The following is a 24,639-nucleotide window of genomic DNA, read 5'->3' as shown; positions in this document are numbered from 1 at the left end:
AATCGCGGGAGCGACGCTATCAAGGCGCGCCGCCCCGCACGCACCCCGCGGGAAGGTCACCCGGACCTCCGTCCGGAGCGTGCCGGACCCGTGCGCCCCGGTGCGCGGCAGGCCCCGTTCAATGCGCCTCCCTCACCCCAATGGCACACGCACCCTACGGGCCCCCGGTCGTTGACCGTCATCGGATTGCTCAATCCCCCGAGGGAACAGCTCATCGGTCCCAAGGGTCCCTCTGTGTACAGGAGTCACTCCGTTGAATCTCAAATCTCTCTCTGCCGCCGCTGCCGTTCTGGCGCTGGGCGGTCTCGCGGGTCCGAGCACGGCCGGCGCGGTGCCCGGCACGGTCTCCGGCGACGGCGGCAACCGCATCGGCACCCTGCGGGTCAACGGCGACGCCTACGTGAAAGAGGGCGGCCCCGGTGCCACCTGGGTCAAGGAGTCCGGGAACGTCAAGCAGGTCGCTCTCTCCGGCAAGCGCATCGGCGTCCTCACCGGTGACGGCGTCGCGTGGGTGAAGGAGGGCGGGCTGAGCGCCACCTGGGTCAAGGAGGCCACCGACGTCAAGCAGATCGCCCTGTCCGGCAAGCGCATCGGCGTCCTCAAGGACAACGGCGAGGCGTACGTGAAGGAGGGCGGCCTCGGCGCGACCTGGGTCAAGGAGTCCGACAAGCTCAAGGAACTGGAACTCTCCGGCAAGCGCATCGGTGTCATCACCGGAGACGGTGTCGCCTGGGTGAAGGAGGGCGGCCTCAGCGCCAGTTGGGTGCGCGAGTCCGACAACGCCATCGGCATCGACCTGGCGGGCAACCGCATCGGCGTCCTCGTCGGCAACGGTGTCGCCTGGGTGAAGGAAGGCGGCCTCAGCGCCGCCTGGGTGCGCGAGGCCGACGACGTCATCCAGCTCGAACTGTCGGGCAACCGCGTCGGCGTCCTCAAGGACAGCGGCGACGCGTACGTGAAGGAGGGCGGCCTCGGTGCGAACTGGGTCCACGAGTACACCCACGCCATTCAGATCGCCCTGTCCGGCAACCGCATCGGCGTCCTCAAGGGCGACGGCGACGCGCGGGTGAAGGAGGGCGGGCTCGGCGCGACCTGGGTCCTGGAAGCGGGCGACGTCACGGAACTGACCCTCTCCTGAACCGCCGTCCGGCACAGGCCCCGTGAGGCCCGCCGCGCCGCGCACCGGTACCGACCTCGGTGTGCGGTGCGGTGCCGCTCGGGGGCGTAGGCACCGACGGGCCGGGAAAATCGCTGGTCAGAGTTCTGGTGCTTCAGTAGAAATGGGGCCATGAGTACTCTCTCCGCCCCTGCCCCGGGCCCCGCCCCCGCCGACCGCAAGACCTTCATCCGCACCGAGTTCGATCTGGTGGACGCCGTACTGCGCCCCTGGAGCCGGGCGGACGCCGATTCGGAGACCGTGCTGGACGCGTTGGTGGCCGCCGTAGCGGATCCGGCGATCGCCCTGTGGAACCCGATAGCGACGACCGACCGGGACGCCGCCCGCGCCTGGGTGGAGGCGCGGGACGCCGGGTGGGAACGCGGTACGGTCGCCGCCTTCGCCATACGGGACGCCGCCGACGACGCGGTGCTCGGCGGCGTCGCCCTGCGCTGGGTCGACCGCGAGGACGGGCTGGCGATGGCCGGATACTGGCTGGCGCCCGCCGCCCGTGGGCGGGGCCTCATGACCAGGGCGGTCGCGGCGGTGACGGACTGGGGCTTCGACACCGCCGACGCCCGCCGTGTCGAGATCGCCCACGCCGTCGGCAACCCGGCGTCCTGCCGGGTGGCCGACCGCTGCGGCTACCTCCCCGAGGGCGTCCTTCGCGACTCCCACCGCTTCGGCGACGGCGAGTACCACGACGAGCATCTGCACGCCCGGCTCGCCAAGGACCCGCGACCCGAAGGATTCTGACGGAACGACAGTTCTTGCGGGAACCGGCCGCCCCCCCCGAACGGCTCGATCGGCTGGCTGCCCGAGAACGTCGTACGGCTGATCCCCGACCGGGCAGCCGCGACCCTGGCTCTGCCCGGCATCGACGCCACGGTGGCCGAGAACCCGCCGCCCGCGCCCCGCACCGGCCCGGCGCGGGCTGCTTCTCCTCGCGGGCGCCGGAGCGGTGGCCGTCGCGGGCGGCGGCGTCTTCGCCGTACGCGAGTGGCTGCGCGACGACGACACCGGGAGCTCCGGCGCGTGGTGCCCGGCGGAACCCGTGACCCGACCCCGGTCGTCGCCGACCTGCCCGCGCACGGCAGCGACGCGTCCTTCCACGCCGGGGACCAGGCCGGGGCCACCCGCGTCGCCCGGACGCTCGCCGCCACCCCCTACGAAGGACCCCGCATGGCCATGCACACGGCCATGGGCGCCCGCTTCCCGAAGGACGCCGGGGACGCCGCCGAGGGCTGGGAGTTCGTCTCGCCCTGTGTCGGCGCGGCGGCCCCCGCCGCGAAGGAGTTCGCCGCTGCGCACCGGAAGAAGTGCGACGGCGCCCCCGCCCGCTGGGCCGCCGAGGCGTACGACGCGGTCGGGCTGACAGCCGACGCGGCCCGCGACACCAGCGCCACCGGAGCGGAACGCGAAGGCATCGCCCAGCGCCTGTTCCGGACCACCCACCCGGGCATCACCCGGACAGTGTCCTTCTACGCCAACCGGCAGGTGCGGTACGAGACGGGGATCCACCTCTACCGGGTCGAGAACGGACGGGCCCGCTTCCTGGGGCCCTACACCGAGGTCTGAGCCGGGCCCCGCGCGCCGGACGGGGGAACCGTGCCGACGGCATGAAGCGGATCTTCGGGCGCGCTTAAGAAAACCTCGATGGACCTGTGGCGCGGGGTGCGGCAGATTTCTCCGTGACGGCCGAGGATGGTGCGCGGCAGCCGATCGACGCGCGCTGCCTACGTGTCCCGTCCCTCTCGATCCTCCCCGGGCCGCAGGCTTCCTCTGGCATGCCCCCGGCCCGGGGTGCTCAACGCCGCACCAGCGCAGGGAGCCGCAGCCGTGAAGGCACTCGTGAAGCAGAAGGCCGAGCCGGGACTCTGGCTGATGGACGTGCCGGAGCCGGAGATCGGCCCCACGGACGTACTGATCAAGGTCCTCCGTACCGGTATCTGCGGCACCGACCTGCACATCCGCGACTACGACGGCTGGGCCCAGCAGGCCGTACGCACCCCGCTCGTGCTCGGCCACGAGTTCGTCGGCGAGGTCGCCCGGACCGGTGCCGACGTCGTCGACATCAACGTCGGCGACCTGGTCAGCGGCGAGGGCCACCTGGTGTGCGGCAAGTGCCGCAACTGCCTGGCCGGCCGCCGCCACCTGTGCCGTTCCACGCTCGGGCTCGGCGTCGGCCGGGACGGGGCGTTCGCCGAGTACGTCGCCCTGCCCGCGTCCAACGTCTGGGTGCACCGGGTCCCCGTCGACCTCGACATCGCCGCGATCTTCGACCCGTTCGGCAACGCCGTGCACACCGCGCTGTCGTTCCCGCTGGTCGGCGAGGACGTACTGATCACCGGCGCCGGACCGATCGGCATCATGGCCGCAGCCGTCGCCAAGCACGCGGGCGCCCGCAACGTCGTCATCACCGACGTCAGCGAGGCCCGCCTGGAGCTGGCCCGGAAGGTCGGCGTCAGCCTCGCCCTGAACGTCGCCGAGGAGACCATCGCCGACGGCCAGAAGCACCTCGGACTGCGCGAGGGCTTCGACGTCGGCCTGGAGATGTCCGGCCGGCCCGAGGCGATGCGCGACATGATCGCGAACATGACGCACGGCGGCCGGATCGCCATGCTCGGACTGCCGTCCGAGGAGTTCGCCGTCGACTGGGCCCGCATCGTGACCTCGATGATCACCGTGAAGGGCATCTACGGCCGCGAGATGTACGAGACCTGGTACGCCATGTCCGTGCTGCTGGAGGGGGGCCTCGATCTCGCCCCCGTGATCACCGGCCGGTACGGCTACCGCGACTTCGAGGCGGCCTTCGACGACGCGGCGAGCGGACGCGGCGGCAAGGTCATCCTCGACTGGACCTCCTGACCACCCGTATCCAGCTATCGAGTATCCAGCTATCGAGCCGGGAGACACCCCTCATGTTCGACTCCGTACGCGACGACATGCGCACCACCCTCGAAGAGATCGAGGCCGCCGGACTGCACAAGCCCGAGCGCGTGATCGGCACCCCGCAGTCCGCGTCGGTCGCCGTCACCGCGGGCGGCCGCCCCGGTGAGGTGCTCAACTTCTGCGCCAACAACTACCTGGGCCTCGCCGACCACCCCGATGTGATCGCCTCCGCCCACCGGGCGCTGGACCGCTGGGGCTACGGCATGGCCTCGGTCCGCTTCATCTGCGGCACCCAGGAGGTCCACAAGGAACTGGAGCAGCGGCTCTCCACGTTCCTCGGCCAGGAGGACACGATCCTCTACTCCTCCTGCTTCGACGCCAACGGCGGTGTCTTCGAGACCGTCCTCGGCCCGGAGGACGCGGTCATCTCCGACGCCCTCAACCACGCCTCCATCATCGACGGCATCCGCCTCTCCAAGGCCAAGCGGTTCCGCTACGCCAACCGCGACATGGAGGACCTGGAGAAGCAGCTCAAGGAGGCGTCCGGCGCCCGGCGCAGGCTCGTCGTCACCGACGGCGTGTTCTCCATGGACGGGTACGTCGCGCCGCTGCGCGAGATCTGCGACCTGGCCGAGCGCTACGACGCCATGGTCATGGTCGACGACTCGCACGCCGTCGGCTTCGTCGGCCCCGGCGGCCGTGGCACACCGGAGCTGCACGACGTGATGGACCGGGTCGACATCATCACCGGCACCCTCGGCAAGGCGCTGGGCGGTGCGTCCGGCGGGTATGTCGCGGCCCGTGCCGAGATCGTCGCGCTGCTGCGCCAGCGCTCCCGCCCGTACCTCTTCTCCAACTCCCTCGCCCCGGTCATCGCGGCCGCCTCGCTCAAGGTCCTCGACCTGCTGGAGGCCGCCGGCGACCTGCGCGAGCAGCTCAACGCCAACACCGCGCTCTTCCGTAACCGGATGACCGAGGAGGGCTTCGACATCCTGCCCGGCGACCACGCCATCGCCCCCGTCATGATCGGGGACGCGGCGAAGGCAGGCCGGATGGCGGAGCTCCTCCTGGAGCGCGGTGTGTACGTGATCGGGTTCTCCTACCCGGTGGTCCCGCAGGGCGCGGCCCGCATCCGCGTCCAGCTCTCCGCCGCGCACTCCACACAGGACGTGAACCGGGCCGTCGACGCGTTCGTCGACGCGCGGGCCGCGCTGGGGGAGTAGCACACCCGAGGCCCGGCCGGGAGGTGGGGTTCCACCCATGACCTGGGACAATGGGTCACATGATCGATTCACGGCGGCTGCGCATCCTCCGTGCGGTGGCCGACCACCGCACGGTGACCGCAGCCGCCGCCGCGCTGTATCTCACCCCCTCCGCGGTCTCCCAGCAGCTCGCCGCGCTGGAGCAGGAGACCGGCCACCGGCTCGTCGAACGGGGCGCGCGCGGCGCCCGGCTCACACCCGCCGGGGAGATCCTGCTGACCCACACCAACGCGGTGCTGGCCCAGCTGGAACGGGCCGAGGCGGAGCTCGCCGCCTACAGCTCGGGGGACGCGGGCACAGTCACCGTCGCCGCGTTCGCCACGGGCATCGGCCTGGTCCTCGCCCCCGCGATCGCCGCACTGACCCGCACCGCGCCCGGCATCCGAGTCCGGGTCCAGGACGCCGAGGGCGACGCGAGCGTGCCGATGGTGCTCGACCGGCAGGTCGATGTGGCGGTCGCCGTCGAGTACCGGGGTGCCCCGGACGAGGACGACCGGCGGCTGACCCGGGTGCCCCTGTACTCCGAACCGTTCGACGCGGTGCTGCCGGTCGGGCATCCGCTGGCCGGCCGGGACCAGGTGGCGATCGCGGACCTGGAGAAGGACGCGTGGATCGGCCCGTACCCCGGCAACCCCTGCCACGACGTGGTGGTCCTGTCCTGCGAGTTCGCCGGCTTCCAGCCCAGGATGGAGCACTCCTCGGACGACTTCCGCGCGGTGGTCGCGCTGGCGGGGGCGGGCGCCGGGGTGGCGTTGGTGCCGCGGTCGGCGCTGCTGGGTATGGAGCTGACCGGGGTGGTGGTGCGGCCGGTGGAGGGCAGCGCGCCGACCCGCCGGGTCTTCGCCGCGGTGCGGCACGGGGCGGAGGGGCATCCGCTGATCGCCCCGGTGCTCGACGCGCTGGCCGCGGCGGCGGCACGGGAGGGGGCGCTGCCCCTGCCCGCGTCGCCGTGACGCGTCGGGGCGGCCGCCCTCACGTCCGCCGCCCGGGTACGGACCGGCCGCCGCCGGACCAGGCCGGCCCGAGCGCCCCCGCACCAGCCGCCACCGTCACGGCCAGCGCGAGCATCCCGTACCGGGCCGGTGACAGATACGGCACCGAACCGGTCACGGACAACGCGAACGCCAGCAGCGGGACCGCCGCGACCAGCGTGCCGATGGCCAGCCCGACCACCGCCACCAGCCCCGTCTCCAGCACCAGCATCCGCCGCACCTGACGGCGCCCCGCACCGACCGTCCGCAGCAGGCGGAACTCGGGGCGGCGGCCCACCGTGATCAGGGACAGCGTGCTCACCACCGCGAGCAGCGCGAAGCCGCCGATCACCCCGACCCCGATGATGATCATGGCGTCGTCCTGGTCCGAGGACGGCGGTGCGATCCGCACGTCGTCGGCCGTCGCGGGCCGAACGCGCACACCCGGGTACGCGGCGAGCGCGCGCCGTACGGCCGGGGCCGCCCCGGCGTCCGCCGAGCTGACCAGGATCCGCTGGTCGCGCGGGACCGATACGTGTCCGGCCAGTGCCTCGCGCGGCAGCATGAACTCACCGAGTCCCAGGGCCCGTTCGTAGAGCGCCACCACCCGTAGCCGTACCTCGGTGCCGTCGCCGAGACGGAGCTCCACCGAGTCGCCGACGCCGACACCGAGATCGGACGCCCGGTCCTCGCCGACCGCCACCGTGCCCCTGCCGGTGAGGTCCGCCGGATCGCCCGCCGTGACGCGCGGGTCGAGCGTGCCGGACAGCCGGTCCGCCGTCACACCCAGCACGGGGAACCGGTCCAGCTTCGGCTCGCCCATCTCGCGGTGGGCGAGTACGACGCCGGAGCGCAGCACACCGGTCGCCGCCTTCACCCCGGGAGCCTCGCGCACGGCGCGCACCGCGCCGGCCGGCAGCCCGGCGGCCGGGCCCGTCACCACCAGGTCGGCCCGGAGCGCGGCGGCGGCCTGCCGGCCGGCGGCCCGTTCCAGCGTCGAGCCCGCCGACAACTGCACGCAGACGAACGCCACCACCAGCACGATCGGGGTGATGGCCGCGCCCAGGCGCCGATGGTGCGCGGCGGCGGACCTGGCGGCGAGGAACCCCGAGACCCCGCCGGCGCGCCGTACCGGCGTGCCGAGGACCCGCGTCGCCACCCGGGCGATCCACGGACCGAGCAGCGCCACCGCGATGATCAGTGAGGTGGCCGCACCCGACGCGGCCACCGCGGCGGCCTGCCCGCCCTGCGCCGTCGCCGCACCGGCCGCGCTCACGCCGCCCATGGCCAGCACGGCCCCGGCGACCGTACGCACCCGCCCCGGCTCGCCCGGCTCGGGCGCACGGGCCGCGCCCAGCGCGACGGCGGGCCGCAGCCCGGTGACGCCCCTGGCCGCGAGGACCGCCACCGGCCGGCCGGCGAGCGCGACGAGCACAGCGGCCGCGGCGCTCGCGGCGAGCGGCAGCCAGACCGGCATTGGCAGCGGCAGCGGGTCCGTCGTCAGCAGCGACCGCATCAGCAGCCCCAACGGCACCGCGGCGACCCCGCCCAGCACCGCCGCCGCCCCGGCCACCCGGCTCACCTCGCGGCCGACCGCCGACCTGAGCTGACGCGGTGTCGCCCCCACGGCACGCAGCAGCGCCAGCTCACCGGCGCGCTGGTGGACCGCCTGGGAGACGGTGGTGGCGATCACCAGGAGAGCCACCATGAAGACCGTGCCCGTGATCGAGGCCAGCAGCGGCAGCAGTTCGCCGCGGGCGCCGAGCGCGTCCGGGTGTTCGGCCTGCCCGCGCTCCGGGCCGGTGAGCACCCGGACGTCACGGTCGCCACGGGCCCGGTCGGGCAGTGCCTTCTCAAGCGATGCCCGCAGCGTGTTTGTGGAGACGCCCTCCTCGGCGAGGACGCCGATCGCGTCGACCGTGCCGGGGTGTCCGGCCAGGGCGGTGAGGTGCCGCTCGGTGAGGAAGACGGCGGGGGAGCCGCCCCGGTGACCGGTGCCTGCGACCCCGCTCACGGTGTACCGCCGGGGAGCCCCGTCCGCCTGCAATGTCACATGGCCACCGACCCTGCTCCCGGTGGCCGCCGCCAGCGCGCCGTCGAGGACCACCTCGGTGGCGGTCCTCGGCGCGCGGCCCTCCGACAGCCGGTACGGGGTGAGCGCGGCGGCCGCCCAGGACCGGCCGGTGCCCGCCGTCGCGCCGCCCTCTCCGCCCACGGTCACCGGCACCGAATCGTCCGCGACGGCCTTCGCGACGCCGTGCACGGCGGCCGCTTCCGCCACCAAGGAGCGGTCGATCCTTACCCGTTCGGGCAGATACGCCGTCGCGGTCTGCGGCTGGCTGCCCCACGGCTTCGCCGTGTACGTCACCCGCTGATCGGCCGCCACCACCGCGTCGGCCCCCGCGTAACGCTCCACCGGCGGCTGCGCAAGCAGCAGCGAACCCACGACGAGGGCGAAGGCCCCGATCAGCGCGGCTGCCGCCGCCGTCGCCGTGAACACCGCGCCCCAGGCCCGGCGATGGGCCTTCAGCGAACGCCGGGCGAGGAACGCCGACGCCCGACGGACTCCGGCCCGCGCATCCGACCCGGGCCGTGCCATGCTTTCACTCACCCCTTCGCCCGCACTGCCGCTCCCGCTCGCACTCCCGCTCTTCCTGCTCATCGCAGCCGGCCGCCGTCCATCGTCAGCACGGTGTCCGCCCAGCTCGCCGCCACCGGGTCGTGGGTGACCATGACGACCGTACGGCCGTCGATCCGCACCGCGTCCCGCAGCAGACCGAGCACCAGCGCCGCCGACTCCGGGTCCAGGGCGGCCGTCGGCTCGTCCGCGAAGATCACCTCGGGTTCCGTCACCAACGCGCGTGCCACCGCGACGCGTTGCTGCTGCCCGCCGGAGAGTGTCGCCGGACCCTGTGCGCCGCGGCCCGCCAGGCCGACCCGGGTCAGCAGGTCCCGCCCACGGCTCAGCACCCGCTCGTCCTCCGGATCCGCGCCCGCCAGTACCAGCGGCAGCACGACGTTCTCCTCGATGTTCAGTGACGGCACCAGGTTGAGGGCGTGCGACTGGAACACGAAGCCGATCCGGTCCCGGCGCAACCGGGTCAGCGCCGCCTCGGAGAGCGCACCGAGATCGGTGCCCCCGATCCGCACCGTGCCCGACGTCGGGCGGTCCAGCCCCGCCGCACACTGGAGGAACGTGCTCTTCCCAGAGCCCGAAGGCCCCACCACCGCGGTGAAACTTCCCACCGGGACCGCGCAGCTGACCGCGTCGAGCGCGGTGGTCCCCCCGTCGCCCCGGCCGTGGCGCCGGCTCACCGACTCCAGACTCAGCGCGGACGCCCGCACCGCCGTGATCGTGTCCACCGTCGACTCCACCATTCTTTCCTCTGCCCCGCCATGTGCCTTCTGACCTGGATAAACGCTAAGAACAGCGGCCCGGCCGGGCGAGGGTACGCGGTCCCGGAACGGGGGTGCAGCCAGCTCCACCGGACCTCGGGGGAGGGCTCCACTCCAGCGGCCGGCGAACCCCCCGTAACGTGGTCCCTCATGAGCACCGCACCCGCCCCGCTGACCACCGCCATCAGGCGTTCGTGGGACGCCTCGCGCTATCTGGCCGTCGGCATCGCGGTCGCGCTGCTCGCCTATCTGAGCGCGTTCCTGGTGCTGGCGGTCCTGCTGTTCGCCGCCGTGATCATCGGGCTGCCCGCGCTGCCGGAGGCCGCCAAGGTGCTGCGCAGGTTCGCGGAGTCCGAGCGGCGCAGGGCAGCGGCACGGCTGGGCGTTCCGTTCACGCCGACGCCCTATCCCTCGCTGGACAGCGCCGAACTCTCCGAGCGGGTACGGCGCGTACTCAACGACCCGACCGTGTGGCGCGACGCGCTCTGGCTGCCGTTGCAGGCGCTCATGGGCAATGCCGTCGGATATCTGGCGATGGTGCTGTGGCCGGTCGGGCTCCTCGTGGACGGGGTCGCCCTGCCTGTCGTGCGCCTGCTGGACCGGCGGGCCGCCGACGAGTACGGCACACCGCTGCCCGAACGGCCGGGGTGGGTGCTGCGCTGGCACTGCGTGCTCGCGGACCTGTCGGCCGGCTGGACCAGGTCCCTGCTCACGTCCTCGCCGTCCACCGCGCTCGCCGAACGCATCGCCCAGCTGACCGAGAGCCGGGCCGGTGCGGTGGAGGCGCACGGAGCCGAACTGCGCCGCATCGAACGCGATCTTCACGACGGCGCCCAGGCCAGGATCGTCGCACTGTCCTTGCGCATCGGCCTGGCCAGACAGCTCCTCGACAGCGACCCGGCCGCCGCGCGCATCCGTCTGGACGAGGCACAGGACGGCGCGGAGGCGGCCCTCGCGGAACTGCGGCACGTGGTGCGCGGCATCCACCCCCCGGTGCTGACGGACCGCGGCCTGGCCGGTGCGGTAAGGGCGCTGGCCGCCGACGCGGGCGTGCCCGTCGCCGCGGAACTGGACGGCGTCGAGGACGGCCGGCGCCTCCCCGCCGCGATCGAGACCGCCGCCTACTTCGTCATCGCCGAGGCGCTCACCAACATCAGCAAACACAGCGGTGCGACGGCCGCGACCGTGCGCATCGCCCGCACCCCCGGCAGCCTGCGGGTGACCATCAGCGACAATGGCTGCGGCGGCGCGGACGAACGGCGCGGCACCTCGCAGAACCCTTCCACCGGCAGCGGGCTGGTCGGCATCGGTCGGAGGATCGCCGCGCTGGACGGCACCACCCGCATCAGCAGCCCCGTCGGGGGGCCGACGGACATCGAAGTGGAGCTGCCGTGCGGATCGTGATCGCCGAGGACAACGCGCTGTTGCGGGAGGGTCTGATCCTGCTGCTCACCAGCTCGGGCCACGAGGTGGTGGCCGACGCGGCGACCGGGCCCGAGGTGCTGCCCGCCCTGCTGGAACACCGTCCGGACGCCGCGGTGCTCGACGTACGGCTCCCGCCCACCTTCCGCGACGAGGGGCTGCGCGCCGCGATCGCCGCCCGCGCCGAGCTGCCCGAACTGCCGATCCTGGTGCTCTCCCAGTACGTCGAGGAGACGTACGCCGCCGAGCTGCTCGCCCGGGGCGCGCAGGGCATCGGCTACCTCCTGAAGGACCGGATCGGCCGGGTCGACCAGTTCCTCCAGGCACTGGAACGCGTGGCGGGCGGCGGTACGGCGCTCGATCCCGAGGTGGTGACCCAGCTGCTGACCCGCAAGTCGTCGGCCGAGCCGCTGCGGAGCCTCACACCGCGCGAGCGCGAAGTGCTGGAACTGATGGCGCAGGGCAAGGCGAACGGCACCATCGCCACCGAACTCGTCGTGACGGAAAGGGCGGTGAGCAAGCACATCGGCTCGATCTTCGCCAAGCTCGGCCTGGAACCCGACGACGGCACGGTGCACCGACGGGTGCTGGCGGTACTGGCGTACCTGGAGGGCAAGGGGGCGCGCTGACGCCCCCGGTTCGCGACAATGCCCCGCATGGACATCAGCGACCCGGCCACCGGCGACCCGGCCACCGGCGACCCGGCCACCAGCGATCCCACCGGGGCGGCGGCCCGCGCCCGCCGCCTCGCCGTCCCCGGCCACCGCCGCATCCTCGGCATCGCGGGGCCGCCCGGGGCCGGGAAGTCCACCCTGGCGGCCCAGCTCGTCGACGCGCTGGACGGCCTCGCCGTCCTCGTCCCCATGGACGGCTTCCACCTCGCCCGGGTCGAACTGGAACGGCTCGGCCGCGCCGCGCGCAAGGGCGCCCCCGACACCTTCGACGCCGCCGGGTACGCCGCCCTCCTCGGACGCCTGCGCGCGCCGGAGGCGGGTACCACCGTGTACGCCCCTGCCTTCGACCGCGCCCTGGAGGAGCCGATCGCCGGAGCCGTCCCCGTACCCCCGGACATCCCGCTGGTCATCACCGAGGGCAATTACCTGCTGCACGACGAGGGCCCCTGGGCGCCCGTGCGTGGGCTGCTCGACGAGGTGTGGTTCCTGGAGACCGACCCGGGGCTGCGGGTTCGGCGGCTGGTCGAGCGCCATGTGCGGTTCGGGAAACCGCGAGCGTACGCCGAGCGCTGGGTGGCGCGGTCCGACGAACCCAACGCGCGCCTGGTCGAGCGGGGCCGCACCCGCGCCGACCTCGTCGTACGGCCGGATCCGGAATCCTGAGCCCCGGCCTCGTCGGCCCCGCTCGCGTCGGGCGGCCCGGACGGGCAGGATGCTGTGTGCCGTGTCGCGTCGCCAGGAGGTCCCGATGTCCAGCCAGAGCCAGCCCGTGCCGTTCACCGCCGACGACTACCGGGCCCGCATGACGCGCGCGGCCGACACCGCCGCCGAGGCCGGGCTCGCCGGCGTACTGGTCGCGCCCGGCCCCGACCTCGTGTACCTCACCGGCTACCGGCCCGTGAACACCGAACGCCTCACCGTCCTCGTCCTCACGCCGGGCCAGGACCCGGTCCTCGTCGTCCCGACGCTGGAGGCCCCGGATGCCGAGAAGGCAGTCGGCGCCCCCGCGTTCACCCTGCGGGACTGGACCGACGGCAAGGACCCCTACGCCGTCACCGCCCCGCTGCTCGACGGCCAGGGCCGGTTCGGGATCAGCGACAACTCCTGGGCGATGCATCTGCTCGGCCTGCAGCGCACCCTGCCGGACACCTCGTACGTCTCGCTCACCGAGGCCCTGCCGATGCTGCGCGCGGTGAAGGACGCCCACGAGCTGGAGCGGATCACCGCCGCCGGAGCCGCCGCCGACGCCACGTACGGCGAGATCCTCAAGGTGCGCTTCTCGGGCCGCAAGGAGACCGACATCGCGGCTGAACTGGCCGAACTGCTCAAGCGGTTCGGGCACTCCCAGGTCGACTTCACGGTCGTCGGCTCCGGCCCCAACGGTGCCAACCCGCACCACGAGGCCGGTGACCGCACCATCGAGCGGGGCGACATGGTCGTACTCGACTTCGGCGGCCTCAAGCACGGCTACGGCTCGGACACCTCCCGCACGGTCCACGTCGGCGAACCCACCGCCGAGGAGCAGCGGGTCCACGACATCGTGCGCGAGGCGCAGGAGGCGGGCTGCAACGCGGTCCGGCCGGGGGTGGCCTGCCAGGAGATCGACCGGGCGGCCCGCGCGGTCATCACCGAGTTCGGCTACGGCGAACGCTTCATCCACCGCACCGGCCACGGCATCGGTGTCACCACCCACGAGCCGCCGTACATGATCGAGGGCGAGGAGCAGCCGCTGGTGCCCGGGATGTGCTTCTCCGTGGAGCCGGGCATCTATCTGCCGGGCCGGTTCGGCGTACGGATCGAGGACATCGTGACCGTGACCGAGGACGGCGGCCGACGCCTCAACAGCACGGCGCGGGAGCTGGCGATCGTCGAGTAGCCGGACACGGGGCGGGGCGGCCGCGAGGTTCGCCCGCCCCCGCCCGCCCCTCAGCCGTCGGCCAGCACCACGCACGACTCCGGCGGCAGATGCAGCAGCCCGTCGCCGCCCGCGGCATCCACCGGCTCCCACGCCGCCACCACCCGGTCCCCGCCGCCCCGGCGCCGCCCGCCGCCCAGCGGGATCGTGGCCGGCTTCTCGCCCAGGTTGACCGCGATCCGCAGATCGCCCCTGCGGTACGCCAGCCAGCGCGCCTGCTCGTCGTGGGCGGTGCGCACCGACGCCAGATCCGGGTCGTGGAGGTCGGGCAGGGAGCGGCGCAGTGCGATCAGCTCGCGGTACCAGGCGTGCAGGCGGGCGTGCGGCTCCCGTGACGGCTCGCTCCAGTCCAGGCAGGAACGGTTCCGGGTGGCCGGGTCCTGCGGGTCCGGGATGTCGTCCGCCGACCAGCCGTGCGCCGCGAACTCCCGCCGCCGGCCGCTGCGGACCGCCTCGGCGAGGGCCGGATCGGTGTGGTCGGTGAAGAACTGCCAGGGGGTACGCGCGCCCCACTCCTCGCCCATGAACAGCATCGGCGTGAACGGCCCGGTCAGGACGAGGGTCGCGGCGCAGGCCAGCAGGCCGGGGGAGAGCGTCGCGGAGAGCCGGTCGCCCAGCGCCCGGTTGCCGATCTGGTCATGGGTCTGGGCGTAGCCGACGAAGCGGTGGGCGGGCGTGCGGACGATGTCGACGGGGCGGCCGTGGGTCCGCCCCCGGAAGCTGGAGTACGTGCCGTTGTGGAAGAACGCACTGGTCACGGTCTTGGCGACGGCGGCCAGCGGAGCCTGGGCGAAGTCCGCGTAGTAGCCCTGGGACTCACCGGTCAGCGCGGTGTGCAGGGCGTGGTGGAAGTCGTCGTTCCACTGGGAGTGCAGTCCGATGCCGCCGGATTCGCGCGGGGTAGTGGTCCTCGGGTCGCAGAGGTCGGACTCGGCGATCAGCGGCAGCGGACGGCCCAGTTCCGCGGCGAGCGCGTCGGCCGCCGTGGACAGCTCCTCCAGGAAGGTCAGCGCCCGTGCGTCGGCCAGGGCGTGGATCGCGTCGAGCCGCAGCCCGTCCAGCCGGTAGTCCCGCAGCCAGGCGAGCGCGCTGCCCAGCAGGAACGCCCGTACCTCGTCCGAACCGGGGGCGTCGAGATTGACCGCCGCCCCCCACGGCGTGTGATGGGTCTTTGTGAAGTACGGGCCGAAGGCCGGCAGGTGATTGCCGGACGGGCCGAGATGGTTGTGGACCACGTCCAGCAGGACCGCCAGCCCGAGACCGTGCGCCGTGTCGACAAATCGCTTGAGCCCGTCGGGTCCGCCGTACGGCTCGTGCACGGCCCAGAGCGATACCCCCTCGTACCCCCACCCGTGCGTTCCGGGGAACGGGCAGACCGGCATCAGCGACACGTGGGTGACGCCCAGTTCGGCCAGATGCCCCAGCCGGGCGGCCGCCGCGTCGAAGGTCCCCTCCTCGGTGTACGTACCGATGTGCAGCTCGTACAGAACGGCTCCTGGGAGCCCCCGGCCGGCCCAGTCGCCGTGCCACTCGAACAGCGAATGGTCGACGACGGCGCTCTCGCCGTCCGGCCCGTCCGGCTGACGGCGCGAACGCGGATCGGGGAGCACTCTCCCGTCGCTCCCGCCCCCGCCCAGGACGAAGCCGTAGCGGTCCCCGTCCGACGCCGGCGCCTCGGCCGTCCACCAGCCCGACCGGGCCGGATCACGCTCCATCGCCTGTGGCTCGCCCGCCAGCCGCAGCCCCACCTCGTCCGCATCCGGTGCCCATACCTCGAACAGCATGCAACGCTCCTCGTCTGATCGCCCCTGTGCCCCGTGCCCCGTCGTCGGCAACAGACACGATCACCGGCCCACGACACTGGATCGAGCCCGTTACTGGCGATTAAGGTCTGGTTCTGATCATTGCCCCATCGGGTTCTGCTCAATACGCACTCCCTCGTACGGCTGTGGAGGCCGAGATGACCGTGCCGTCGTTCCCGCCGGGCTTCCTCTGGGGGGCCTCAGCGTCCGCCTTCCAGACCGAGGGGGCCGCCGACACCGACGGGAAGGGCCCCTCCGGCTGGGACGCCTTCGCAGCGCAACCCGGACGGATCAAGGACGGCACCGACACCACCCGGGGCACCGGCTTCCACCAGCACTACCGCGAGGACGTCGCCCTGCTGGCCGGCCTCGGCGCCGACGCCTTCCGCTTCTCCGTCAGCTGGCCCCGCGTGGTGCCCGGCGGCAGCGGACCGATCAACCCGCAGGGGCTCGACTTCTACGACCGGCTCGTCGACGAGCTCTGCGCCCACGGCATCACCCCGGCCCCCACGCTCTACCACTGGGACACCCCACTGCCGCTCGACGAGGAGGGCGGCTGGCTCAACCGGGACACCGCCTACCGCTTCGCCGAGTACGCGGGCATCGTGGCCGAGCGCCTCGCCGACCGCGTACCGATGTGGATCACCATCAACGAACCGGCCGAGGTGACACTGCTCGGCTACGCCCTCGGCGAGCACGCACCGGGCCGGGCCCTCCTCTTCGACGCCCTGCCCGCCGCCCACCACCAGCTCCTCGCCCACGGCCTCGCCGTGCGCGCGCTGCGCGGCGCGGGCGCGGACAACATCGGCATCGCCGTCTCGCACACCCCGGTCTGGACCGCCGGGGACCGCGAGGAGGACCGCCTGGGCGCGGAGCTCTACGACACGATCACCAACTGGCTGTTCGCCGACCCCGTCCTCACCGGCCGCTACCCCGACGAGAACTTCGCCGCGATGATGCCCGGCCCGGTCGAGGACGACCTGAGGACCATCTCCACCCCGCTCGACTGGTACGGCGTCAACTACTACAACCCCACCCTCGTCGGCGCCCCCGGCACCAGTACCCCGGAAACCTTCTCCGGCTACCGGATGCCCCCCGAACTCCCCTTCGGCATCCGCGAGATAGAGGGTTACGAGAAGACCGACTTCGGCTGGCCCGTCGTCCCCGACGGCCTGTGCGAGACCCTCGTCCAGCTCCACAGCCGCTACGGCGACCGGCTCCCGCCGCTCTACATCACCGAGAACGGCTGCGCCGTCGACGAGCCGGCCGAGGACACCCGCCGGATCGCCTACCTCGAAGGACATCTGCGGGCCCTGCGCACCGCCATCGACGCCGGGGTCGACGTGCGCGGCTACTTCACCTGGTCGCTCACCGACAACGTCGAATGGACCGAGGGCGCCAGCAAGCGATTCGGCCTGGTCCACATCGACTACGAGACGCTGCGCCGGACCCCCAAGGACTCCTACGCCTGGTACCGCGATCTGATCCGCGCACAGAAGACCGGCAGCCCGGCCCAGTGACCTGACGCACGCGAGCCCCGTCGCCGCCCACCACCGCGCGACCTACGGAGCCCGCCCGTACGCCGCCTTCGGGGGCGACTTCAACGATGCCCTGGCGAACTGGAACCCAACCGCGTGGGCCCGCGACTTCCGTGCGGCGGCGCCCGTTACGCCGGCTCTCACCAAGCACCACGACGGCTTCTGCCCCTGGGCCTCCGAGGCAGCCGACCCGCACCGGGCCGGCCGGCACACCGCACGCGATGCCGTCGTGAATTCGCCGAAGCCGTCCGGGCCGATGGGCTGCGCTTCGGGGTCCACTACTCCGGCGGACTCGACCGGACCTTCGACGACCGCCCGATCGGCACCGGCGCGGACATCGTCTCTGCCGTCCCGAGCGGCAGCTACCAGGCGTACGCGGGCGCCCGGAGGCGCGAACTGATCCGCCGCTACCGCCCCGACATCCTCTGGAACGACATCGCCTGGCCCGGCTCGCTCACCGATGTCCAACGGCTGGCTGATCGGCGTGGGGCCGCGCGGCGAGGACGCGAAGGACCCCGCCGCGCAGCGGCTCCGCCTGGACTGGCCGGCGGAACTCACCCGTGAACTCACACCAGATGGATGCGTTCCTGGGTGATGCGGTGACCGGCCCGCGCGAACGCGGCCGCCATCGGCACATTGCCCCGGTCGGTGGCGCCCGCGATGAACTCGGCGCCCTCGGCCGCGAGGAAGTGCGTGCACTCCGCGAGCAGGTCGTACCCGTAGCCGTGCCCCCGCTGCTCGGGCACGACCCCGATGAAGCCGACGCACGGCCCGGCCGGGTTGTGGGCGGGCACCTGGATGCCCGCCAGCTCGCCCTCGCGGGTGTACGCCAACCGCCACCAGGAGCGGGGCGAGGGGCACCAGTGGAAGAAGTCGAGCTCCTCCCGCGCCGCCTGCTCCAGACCGCCGGCCTCGATGGCCTTTTGGGCATGGGCGTCCAGCGTGACGGTGTGGACCCGGCGCAGTACGTCGAGGATCACCTCGTCGTCCGGCTCCGGCCGGAACTCCAGCCGCCCCGGCCGCTCGGGCAGGCCGAACCGCGGTGTCCACCGGTAGCTGTACCGCTCGACCAGCGGCTTCATCCCGGCCTCGCGGGCGGCGGAGATCCGCCCCTCGGCGGCGGCCCGGACATCGGGCCGCTCCCGCCAGTCGGCCGGCAGGATCAGCTCGTACTCGGCGTGCAGCGGGGCGCGGCGCAGCAGTTCGGCGCCCGCCGCCTCCTCGCCGTCGGCGAAGTCGAACCAGTTGAGCACCACCGGCTCGGTGTCGTGGGGCCCGCCCCACCAGGCGGCACGGGCCACCACGACACCGTCGCGCAGGGCGACCCAGGTCCACTCGGGGCGGTAGTCGCCGCCGTCGTCCGTCGTGGCGTACCGGTGCCCGAACGCGGCGCGGCCTACGAGGTCACGGCCCCGCATGGTGTGGAAAAGATGTGCGTCGCTCTCGGTGAGCGCGCGGATGACCGGATCGGTCATGGAACAGTCCTCCGGAAGAAGCGGTGCGCTCCCGGTCAGACAGAAACCGAAGCCGCCCGGCGAACGGGACGGGAGCGCGGGAACGAAATGGTGGGTGTACGCACTGTTCTCGCCTCCTTCCTCTGTTCTCGGGCGGAGCCGTCACCGTAACCGGTGGTCCGGCGGACCGTCCACCGTATTCAGTCCCCAATTCGGTCCCAGACCATGTCGAACGAGCGCTCGAAGTTCACGTACCCGAGGCGCGCGAAGGACTTGGCCATCGGTACGTTGCCGAGGTCGGTGGCGGCCCGGATGCGTTCCACGCCGTCCTGCGCGGCCAGGACCCGGGTGCCCTCGGCGAGGATGTCGTCGATGTAGCCGTGGCCGCGGTGGGCGGGCAGCACACCGATGTACGCGACGATCGGGTTGTAGTTGTTGCGGGCCGGGATGACGAACCCGACCGGTTCACCGTCCGGGAGTTCGGCGATGCGCCACCACTCGCGCGGGGTCCGGTACTTCGCCAGCTCCTCGTCGTAGTGCTTCTCGGCGGCCTCGCGGGCACTGAGCCCGGTCGCCAGATCGGCCTGCCCGTGGGCGTCGAGGGTGCCCTCCATCACCGGTGTCATCAGCGCGAGGAGGTCCTCGCGCCCGTCGACCGGACGGAACCGGAGCCGGCCGCTGTCGGCGGGGACCGCCGTACCGGCGCGCCACTCCAGCCGGAGCCGCTCGACCAGCATCCGCGCACCGGAGCGCTCCAACACCCGGATCCGGGCCTCGACGACCTCGCGGGCGGCTGGGTCCTCGCGCCAGTCGGCCGGTACGAAGCGGCCGTACTCGGGCCGCGGGGCGCCGGCGGGCACGACCGCCGCCGTCGCCGTCTCCAGCAGCTCAAGCCCGATCTCGCCGCGTTCGGGCTCGGGCAGGGTGTCGTCCAGGTCGAAGAAGTCGAGGAGCAGCGGCTCCTCCCCGCCCAGGCTCCACCACGCGATCCGCGCCACCAGGCGTTCGCCGCGCAGCGCCACCCACATCCACTCGGGACGGCGACGCCCGCTCTCCAGGTCGTCGGCGAGTTCGTGATCGAGGGTGTACGACAGCCGGAGGAAGAGCCCGAGCTCCTCGGGACCGGCGAGCGGACGGATGGTCAGTTCCTGTGGCGCAGGGGTCACACAAGCTCCTTGAGATGCGCAGGCGTGCCTTCCAGCGGATGCCGGGCGGCCTGCGGCGGGAGACAGTAGCAACGACTCCACCGCCGTGCGCGGGGATATTCGCGGCCACGCGCTCCCTGCCCGGCGCGGCGTTCCCTTCGCGCCCAGGGGCGGGACACGGGCACGTTCTGGACACTCCGGGGCGGTCGGACCGACAATTGGCGGTGTGACGTCCTCCTTCGAGTCCCACACGTATCCCGTGCGGCTGTCCGACGCCCAGCGCGACCGTGTGCTCGGCGTACTCAGAGACGGTGCGGCACAGGGCAGGCTCTCCCACGACACCTTCATGCGGCGCATGGAGCTGGCCCTCACCGCCCGGCGCTCCGAGGAACTGGAGGCACTCACCGCCGACCTGGAGGGCGAGGGCCGTTGGTCCCGGCGGATACTCCGGGTCGTGGGCGGGGTCTCCGGATTTCCCGGCCGGGTGCGCCGGGTCTGGCAGACCGAGCGGCTCCCCAAGCTCCTGCTCCCCGCCCCGAGCCCGCACCCCCTGCTGATCGGCCGCGATCCGGGCAACGGGCTGCGGCTCAACCACGAGACGGTCTCCCGGCTCCACGCGGAGCTCACCGCCCAGGGCGGCCGCTGGCTGCTGCGCGACCTCGGCTCGACCAACGGCACCTGCGTCAACGGCCAGCGGGTCACCGGAGCGGTCCCGGTCCGCGACGGGGACCAGGTGAGCTTCGGCCGGATGAGCTTCCGGCTCTCCGCACCCGTCCTCGGCCCTCCGGCCTGAGAGGCGAATTCCAGGGCCTTCCGAGCTCCTTCCGAGCTTCTCCGGCCCTTCCACGGTCCGGCGGCGTCCGGCTCAGGACCGCTGGTGCAACCCGCGCCCGCCGAGGGTGAGAAAGACCTCGCCGACCGCCTCGCAGAGCGTCGGATGCGCGTGGACGTGGCGGGCCACATCGGTGGGTTCGGCGTCCCAGCCGACGATCAGCTGGCTCTCGGCGATCATCTCGGAGACCTGCGGCCCGACGAGATGCACCCCGAGGACTGCGGGCAGGCCGGCTTCACACCCCCTACGGCGGTGCGTACCGAACACACATCGACCGCGGTACGGATGGCGGCGGCCGGGGTCGGCGTCGCCACGGCGCCGGCGCATGTCGTGCGGGGGGCGGTCGGCGAGGACTGCGCGGTCCTCGCCGTCGAACCTCCGTGGCGGCGTGGGCTGGCGGTCTTCTCCCGCGTGGAACTCACGGGGGCCGTCGCCGCGTTCACGGATCTCCTCGCGGGCTCCGGGCCACTGGGCTCCCGTACGACGACGGGCTGAGGCCGCCCGGCCCGGGAGCGTTGCCCTCACCCGTCCGGCCGTGCTCCGACTGCGCGACGCCCCTGCCGGTGTTCCCCTGATGGGGAACCGCGCCGTACACCGGCGCCCTGACGCCCCGGGGGTACGGATGCAGGCCGACGTGCCGGAAGGCATATCAGCACCGGACCTCGGCCGCCGAGGGCGCCGCCCGGTGCGCGGCGCCCGCCCGGACGCCGGCCCCAGCCTGCTCGCGCCCGGCGCGGCGCGTGACCCGTACCGCCTCTACCGGGTCCTGCGCGAGGAGCACCCGCTCAGCTACGACGCGCCCCTGCGCGCCTGGCTGGTCAGCCGGTACGCGGACGTGGCCACGGCCCTCACCGACCCCCGCTTCACCGGCCTCCCGCACGACACCGCACCCCGCGGCGCCCCCGCCCCGCTCGGGCTCTGCCACGGCAGCCCCCGCTGCGTGCCCCGCGATCAGCGGCCGGCGACACCCGGACCCGTGCCATGTCACATGCCGGAGTTCGGAGCGGTACCACGTCACATGCCGGAGTTCGGAGCGGTACCACGTCACATGCCGGAGTTCGGAGCGGTACCACGTCACATGCCGGAGCTCGCGGCGGTGCCACGTCACATGGCAGCACGCATCGAGCGGACCGCGTACGTGCTGGCGCGCCGCATCTCTGGCCGCCAACAGGCCGATCTCGTCGAGGAGTTCTGCCGCTGGCTGCCCTTCGGCGCCGCACCCGGCGCGAGTGCCCGACGCTACGCCGACCGGCTGTCCGGCACTACGCCCGGCATCGCGTACGGCCCCCCGCCCGGCACCGTGACCGGCACCGCGAACGCGGCCACCCCCTGCACCCGGCACACCGGCCTCCGCGAGAGGGCGCTCGCCTCCCTCCTCGCCAATGTGCTGGACGCCCCCGACCTCCTCGCCGTCCTGCGCCTCGAACCAGCCCTGGCCGACCGGGCCTGGACGGAGTCGCTGCGTCGCGACCCGCCGGTCCAGGTGGTGCTGCGCCGCACCGTCACCGAGGTCACCCTCAGCGGCGGCACCCTGCCCGCCGGGGCGGACGTCGCCTGCCTGATCGGCGCGGCAGGTCGCGATCCGGAACGGTTCGCCGCCCCCGACCTCTTCGACCCCTTCCGCCGCGACCAGGGCCGGTCCCTCACCGGACCCGTGTCCTGCCCCGCTGTCCTGCTCGGCCGGCTGGAGGCCCGCCAGGGCCTGCGCGCGCTGCTCGACGCGATGCCCCGGCTCCGCTGGGCGGACGGATTCCGCCCGGCCGGCACCGGGCTGCTCACCCGAGGTCCGCGGGCCCTACTCGTCCAGCCCGGCTGAGCAGCGCCACCGGCCGCGCGTCGAAGAGTTCGGCGAGCGCGACCGAGCTCCCGGTGAACTTCCGACCGGACGCCAGCAGATCGGTCCACGGCCCGTCGTCCGGCAGCACCAGCTCCGTGTCGTGCCAGCCGCCCGACTCCGCCAGCCGCAACGACAGCCTGGTCACCGCGGCGACCACCTCGCCGGAGCGGCAGAACGCCAGACAGTGCGCGGCCGCCGGACCCCGCGCGTCCAGCGGGGCGTACGTACCGGACTCGCCGAACACCTCCGGCCGCTCGCGCCGCAGCCGCAGGGTTGCCGCCGTCAGCTCGCCCTTCTCACCGAGGGCCCCGGCCAGGGACGGCTCGCAGAACGGCCGCCGGTTGTCCGGGTCGACCAGCGCCACGTACTCCCGCTCCGTTCCCTGGTACAGATCCGGCACACCCGGCATCGTCAGCTGCACCAGCGCCGCCCCCAGCACATTGGCCCGCACATAGGGGTCGAGCGTGCTCGCGAACCGCTCCAGCGTCTCGCGCACCGGACCGCCGCTCGCGGCAGGCCCGGCCGCCACGAAGTCCGTCACCGCCCGCTCGTACGCCGCATCGGGCTCGGTCCAGCCGGTGAAGAGCCCCGCCTCGCGGACCGCCTTCAGCAGCGCCGGCTCAAGACGGCCCGCCATCTCGCCGTCCGGCAGCTTCGCGCAGCCCACCGCCGTCTGCCAGGCCTGCCAGGCGAGCTGCGGATCCGGAGCGGTGGCCGGGGTCGCCCGGTCCAGCTCCGTCAGCAGCCCGGACCACGACTGCGGGCACTCCGTCAGCACCGCGATCCGGGCCCGGACATCGGCGCTCCGCTTGGTGTCATGGGTGGTCAGCGCCGTGCCGGTGGCCGGCCAGTCGCGGGCCAGCCGGGCACAGAACGCGTGGAACTCCTCCGGCTTCACCGCGGGCTGCCCGGGATCGCCGCCCACCTCGTTCGCCGAGATCAGCGGCACGTACCGGTAGAACGCCGTGTCCTCGACCGACTTGGCGCGCAACGCCGAGGCGGTCTGGGCGAACCGGACGCAGAAGGCGGCCCGCTCGGGCCCCTCGCCCAACCGCCCCAGCGCCAGCTCCCGGACCACGTCGACGGCCGACGCCTCCTCCGCGACGGTGAACATCGCCTTCGCGTCCCGCACGACCGCGTCCGACAGCGTCTCCTCGGCCGTCGTGGTGCAGGTCCCTCCGGCCGTCACGTACGCGCGGTAGACGGGCATCCGCACCAGCAGTTCGCGCACGGCGGCGCGCAGTGTCCACGGGGCGTGATCGCGCAGCGCGGGCGCGGCGGCGCAGATCCGTGCGGCGAGCCGGGTCAGCAGCTCGGTCTCGGCGGCCAGTTCGTGAGTCACCACCCGGTACGCGGCGCGGCGGACGGTCGCCGTCCAGTACCCGCCGCGGTCGCCGGCGGGTCCCGCGTACTCCCGGTACCGGCCGACCAGCTCCGCGGCGCCCATCGGGTCGACGAACAGGCCGTCCACGCGGTGCAGGGCGTCGTACCCGGTCGTCCCAGCGGCGGCCCAGTCCGCGGGCAGCTCCTCGCCGGTGGTGAGGATCTTCTCCACCACCGTCCACCGCCCGCCGGTCGCCGCCGAGAGCCGCTCCAGGTACGCCGCGGGCTCGGCCAGTCCGTCGGGGTGGTCGATGCGCAGCCCGTCGACGACACCGTCCCGGACCAGTTCGAGGATCTTGCCGTGGGTGGCGGCGAAGACCTCGGGGTCCTCCACCCGTACCCCGATGAGCTCCGAGATCGTGAAGAACCGCCGGTAGTTCAGCTCGGTGCGGGCCAGCCGCCACCAGCCGAGCCGGTAGTGCTGGGCGTCCAGCAGCTCCGGCAGCGGCAGCCCGGCGGTGCCGGTCCGCAGCGGGAACTCCTGCTCGCCGTGGCGCAGCACCTCGCCGTCCACCCGGAGCCCGCCGAGTTCGTCGCCGATCGGCCCGCCGAGCACCGGCAGCAGCACCTTCCCGCCGCCCGCCGCCCAGTCGATGTCGAACCAGCGGGCGTACGGCGATCCGGGACCCTCGCGCAGCACCTCCCACAGCGCGTGGTTGTGGCGGGGGACGGCGGCCATGTGGTTCGGCACGATGTCAACGATCAGTCCGAGACCGTGTCCGCGCGCCGTGCGGGCCAGCTCCCGCAGCCCCTGTTCACCGCCGAGCTCGTCGCGTACCCGGCCGTGGTCGACGACGTCGTAGCCGTGCCGGGAGCCGGGTACGGCTTCGAGGACCGGGGACAGATGCAGATGGGAGACGCCGAGCGAGGCGAGATACGGCACGGCCTCCCCGGCGGCCGAGAACGGGAAGTCGGGCTGGAGCTGGAGCCGGTAGGTGGCGGTGGGCGTCATGCGGACGT

The 24,639-nt window shown here is 73.3% G+C and carries 19 protein-coding genes and 3 pseudogenes; 15 read left to right on the top strand and 7 right to left on the bottom strand.

Features of this window, described 5'->3' with window-relative positions; translation table 11 throughout:
- Positions 1 to 253: 253 nt before the first annotated feature.
- The 6 genes from ACIRJP_RS14335 (at position 254) to ACIRJP_RS14310 (ending at position 6,263) form a co-directional block, all read left to right on the top strand.
- A complete protein-coding gene (locus tag ACIRJP_RS14335; protein WP_404172670.1) occupies positions 254 to 1,138 on the top strand; it encodes a peptidase S1 in 885 nt (294 codons plus the stop codon).
- Positions 1,139 to 1,288: 150 nt separating this feature from the next.
- Positions 1,289 to 1,912, top strand: coding sequence for a GNAT family N-acetyltransferase (locus tag ACIRJP_RS14330; RefSeq protein ID WP_404172667.1), 624 nt, complete (start codon positions 1,289 to 1,291; stop codon positions 1,910 to 1,912).
- A 279-nt stretch (positions 1,913 to 2,191) separates the two neighbouring features.
- Complete coding sequence (locus ACIRJP_RS14325) at positions 2,192 to 2,734, top strand: ABC transporter substrate-binding protein (RefSeq protein ID WP_404172664.1); 543 nt, start codon at positions 2,192 to 2,194, stop codon at positions 2,732 to 2,734.
- 261 nt (positions 2,735 to 2,995) lie between these two features.
- The gene (gene tdh, locus ACIRJP_RS14320; RefSeq protein WP_404172661.1) at positions 2,996 to 4,024 is read left to right on the top strand and encodes an L-threonine 3-dehydrogenase; all 1,029 of its coding nucleotides are present in this window, start codon (positions 2,996 to 2,998) and stop codon (positions 4,022 to 4,024) included.
- A 53-nt stretch (positions 4,025 to 4,077) separates the two neighbouring features.
- A complete protein-coding gene (locus ACIRJP_RS14315; protein ID WP_404172658.1) occupies positions 4,078 to 5,271 on the top strand; it encodes a glycine C-acetyltransferase in 1,194 nt (397 codons plus the stop codon).
- Positions 5,272 to 5,330: 59 nt separating this feature from the next.
- On the top strand, positions 5,331 to 6,263 hold the full coding sequence (locus tag ACIRJP_RS14310; protein ID WP_266729063.1) for a LysR family transcriptional regulator: 933 nt from the start codon (positions 5,331 to 5,333) through the stop codon (positions 6,261 to 6,263).
- Positions 6,264 to 6,282: 19 nt separating this feature from the next.
- Here ACIRJP_RS14310 and ACIRJP_RS14305 read toward each other — a convergent pair whose 3' ends face one another.
- Both ACIRJP_RS14305 and ACIRJP_RS14300 read right to left on the bottom strand, forming a co-directional pair.
- Positions 6,283 to 8,880: an ABC transporter permease gene (locus ACIRJP_RS14305; RefSeq protein WP_404172655.1), complete on the bottom strand. Its 2,598-nt coding sequence runs from the start codon at positions 8,878 to 8,880 to the stop codon at positions 6,283 to 6,285.
- Positions 8,881 to 8,939: 59 nt separating this feature from the next.
- On the bottom strand, positions 8,940 to 9,659 hold the full coding sequence (locus tag ACIRJP_RS14300) for an ABC transporter ATP-binding protein (protein WP_404172652.1): 720 nt from the start codon (positions 9,657 to 9,659) through the stop codon (positions 8,940 to 8,942).
- A 168-nt stretch (positions 9,660 to 9,827) separates the two neighbouring features.
- On the opposite strand from ACIRJP_RS14300, the gene ACIRJP_RS14295 reads away from it, so the two are divergent.
- The 4 genes from ACIRJP_RS14295 to ACIRJP_RS14280 all read left to right on the top strand — a co-directional run bounded on the left by ACIRJP_RS14295 (position 9,828) and on the right by ACIRJP_RS14280 (position 13,649).
- Positions 9,828 to 11,081: a sensor histidine kinase gene (locus ACIRJP_RS14295; protein ID WP_404172650.1), complete on the top strand. Its 1,254-nt coding sequence runs from the start codon at positions 9,828 to 9,830 to the stop codon at positions 11,079 to 11,081.
- Complete coding sequence (locus ACIRJP_RS14290; protein WP_356079337.1) at positions 11,069 to 11,728, top strand: response regulator transcription factor; 660 nt, start codon at positions 11,069 to 11,071, stop codon at positions 11,726 to 11,728. Before ACIRJP_RS14295 ends, ACIRJP_RS14290 begins: the two co-directional genes overlap by 13 nt.
- 27 nt (positions 11,729 to 11,755) lie before the next feature.
- Positions 11,756 to 12,436 carry a nucleoside/nucleotide kinase family protein gene (locus ACIRJP_RS14285; RefSeq protein WP_404172647.1) on the top strand — a complete coding sequence of 227 codons (681 nt, stop codon included), beginning with the start codon at positions 11,756 to 11,758 and terminating at the stop codon, positions 12,434 to 12,436.
- 85 nt (positions 12,437 to 12,521) lie between these two features.
- Complete coding sequence (locus tag ACIRJP_RS14280) at positions 12,522 to 13,649, top strand: M24 family metallopeptidase (protein ID WP_404172644.1); 1,128 nt, start codon at positions 12,522 to 12,524, stop codon at positions 13,647 to 13,649.
- A gap of 50 nt (positions 13,650 to 13,699) precedes the next feature.
- Here the strand turns inward: ACIRJP_RS14280 and treZ are convergent, their stop codons facing one another.
- The gene (treZ, locus tag ACIRJP_RS14275; RefSeq protein ID WP_404172641.1) at positions 13,700 to 15,472 is read right to left on the bottom strand and encodes a malto-oligosyltrehalose trehalohydrolase; all 1,773 of its coding nucleotides are present in this window, start codon (positions 15,470 to 15,472) and stop codon (positions 13,700 to 13,702) included.
- A gap of 176 nt (positions 15,473 to 15,648) precedes the next feature.
- Between treZ and ACIRJP_RS14270 the strand changes: the two genes are divergently transcribed.
- Positions 15,649 to 17,010 carry a GH1 family beta-glucosidase gene (locus tag ACIRJP_RS14270; RefSeq protein WP_404172638.1) on the top strand — a complete coding sequence of 454 codons (1,362 nt, stop codon included), beginning with the start codon at positions 15,649 to 15,651 and terminating at the stop codon, positions 17,008 to 17,010.
- A gap of 13 nt (positions 17,011 to 17,023) precedes the next feature.
- Positions 17,024 to 17,508, top strand: a pseudogene (locus ACIRJP_RS14265) (alpha-L-fucosidase); the annotation flags it as partial.
- A gap of 86 nt (positions 17,509 to 17,594) precedes the next feature.
- Here the strand turns inward: ACIRJP_RS14265 and ACIRJP_RS14260 are convergent.
- Positions 17,595 to 18,503, bottom strand: a complete 909-nt coding sequence (locus ACIRJP_RS14260; RefSeq protein ID WP_404172635.1) for a GNAT family N-acetyltransferase — start codon at positions 18,501 to 18,503, stop codon at positions 17,595 to 17,597.
- 179 nt (positions 18,504 to 18,682) lie between these two features.
- Entirely contained in the window at positions 18,683 to 19,648 is a 966-nt protein-coding gene (locus tag ACIRJP_RS14255; protein ID WP_404172632.1) for a GNAT family N-acetyltransferase, read from the bottom strand.
- Between the two features lie 205 nt (positions 19,649 to 19,853).
- Here ACIRJP_RS14255 and ACIRJP_RS14250 point away from each other — a divergent pair, with 205 nt between their 5' ends.
- Positions 19,854 to 20,420: an FHA domain-containing protein gene (locus ACIRJP_RS14250; protein ID WP_383720829.1), complete on the top strand. Its 567-nt coding sequence runs from the start codon at positions 19,854 to 19,856 to the stop codon at positions 20,418 to 20,420.
- Between the two features lie 72 nt (positions 20,421 to 20,492).
- On the opposite strand, the pseudogene ACIRJP_RS14245 reads toward ACIRJP_RS14250, so the two are convergent.
- Positions 20,493 to 20,681: pseudogene (locus ACIRJP_RS14245) on the bottom strand (dihydrolipoyl dehydrogenase); the annotation flags it as partial.
- On the opposite strand from ACIRJP_RS14245, the pseudogene ACIRJP_RS14240 reads away from it, so the two are divergent.
- Together ACIRJP_RS14240 and ACIRJP_RS14235 are read left to right on the top strand one after the other, a co-directional pair.
- Positions 20,679 to 21,034 (top strand): annotated as a pseudogene (locus tag ACIRJP_RS14240) (LysR substrate-binding domain-containing protein); the annotation flags it as partial. The pseudogenes ACIRJP_RS14245 and ACIRJP_RS14240 sit on opposite strands and share 3 nt — an antisense overlap.
- Before the next feature lie 47 nt (positions 21,035 to 21,081).
- The gene (locus ACIRJP_RS14235) at positions 21,082 to 22,275 is read left to right on the top strand and encodes a cytochrome P450 (RefSeq protein ID WP_404172628.1); all 1,194 of its coding nucleotides are present in this window, start codon (positions 21,082 to 21,084) and stop codon (positions 22,273 to 22,275) included.
- Here ACIRJP_RS14235 and treY read toward each other — a convergent pair.
- Complete coding sequence (gene treY, locus ACIRJP_RS14230; protein WP_404172625.1) at positions 22,235 to 24,631, bottom strand: malto-oligosyltrehalose synthase; 2,397 nt, start codon at positions 24,629 to 24,631, stop codon at positions 22,235 to 22,237. The two genes, ACIRJP_RS14235 and treY, sit on opposite strands and share 41 nt — an antisense overlap.
- Positions 24,632 to 24,639: the final 8 nt, after the last annotated feature.

Source organism: Streptomyces sp. NPDC102437 (assembly GCF_044765565.1).
GTDB lineage: Bacteria > Actinomycetota > Actinomycetes > Streptomycetales > Streptomycetaceae > Streptomyces.
The sequence above is the reverse complement of the archived record's forward strand: the minus strand, read 5'-3'. Positions and strand labels throughout refer to the sequence as shown.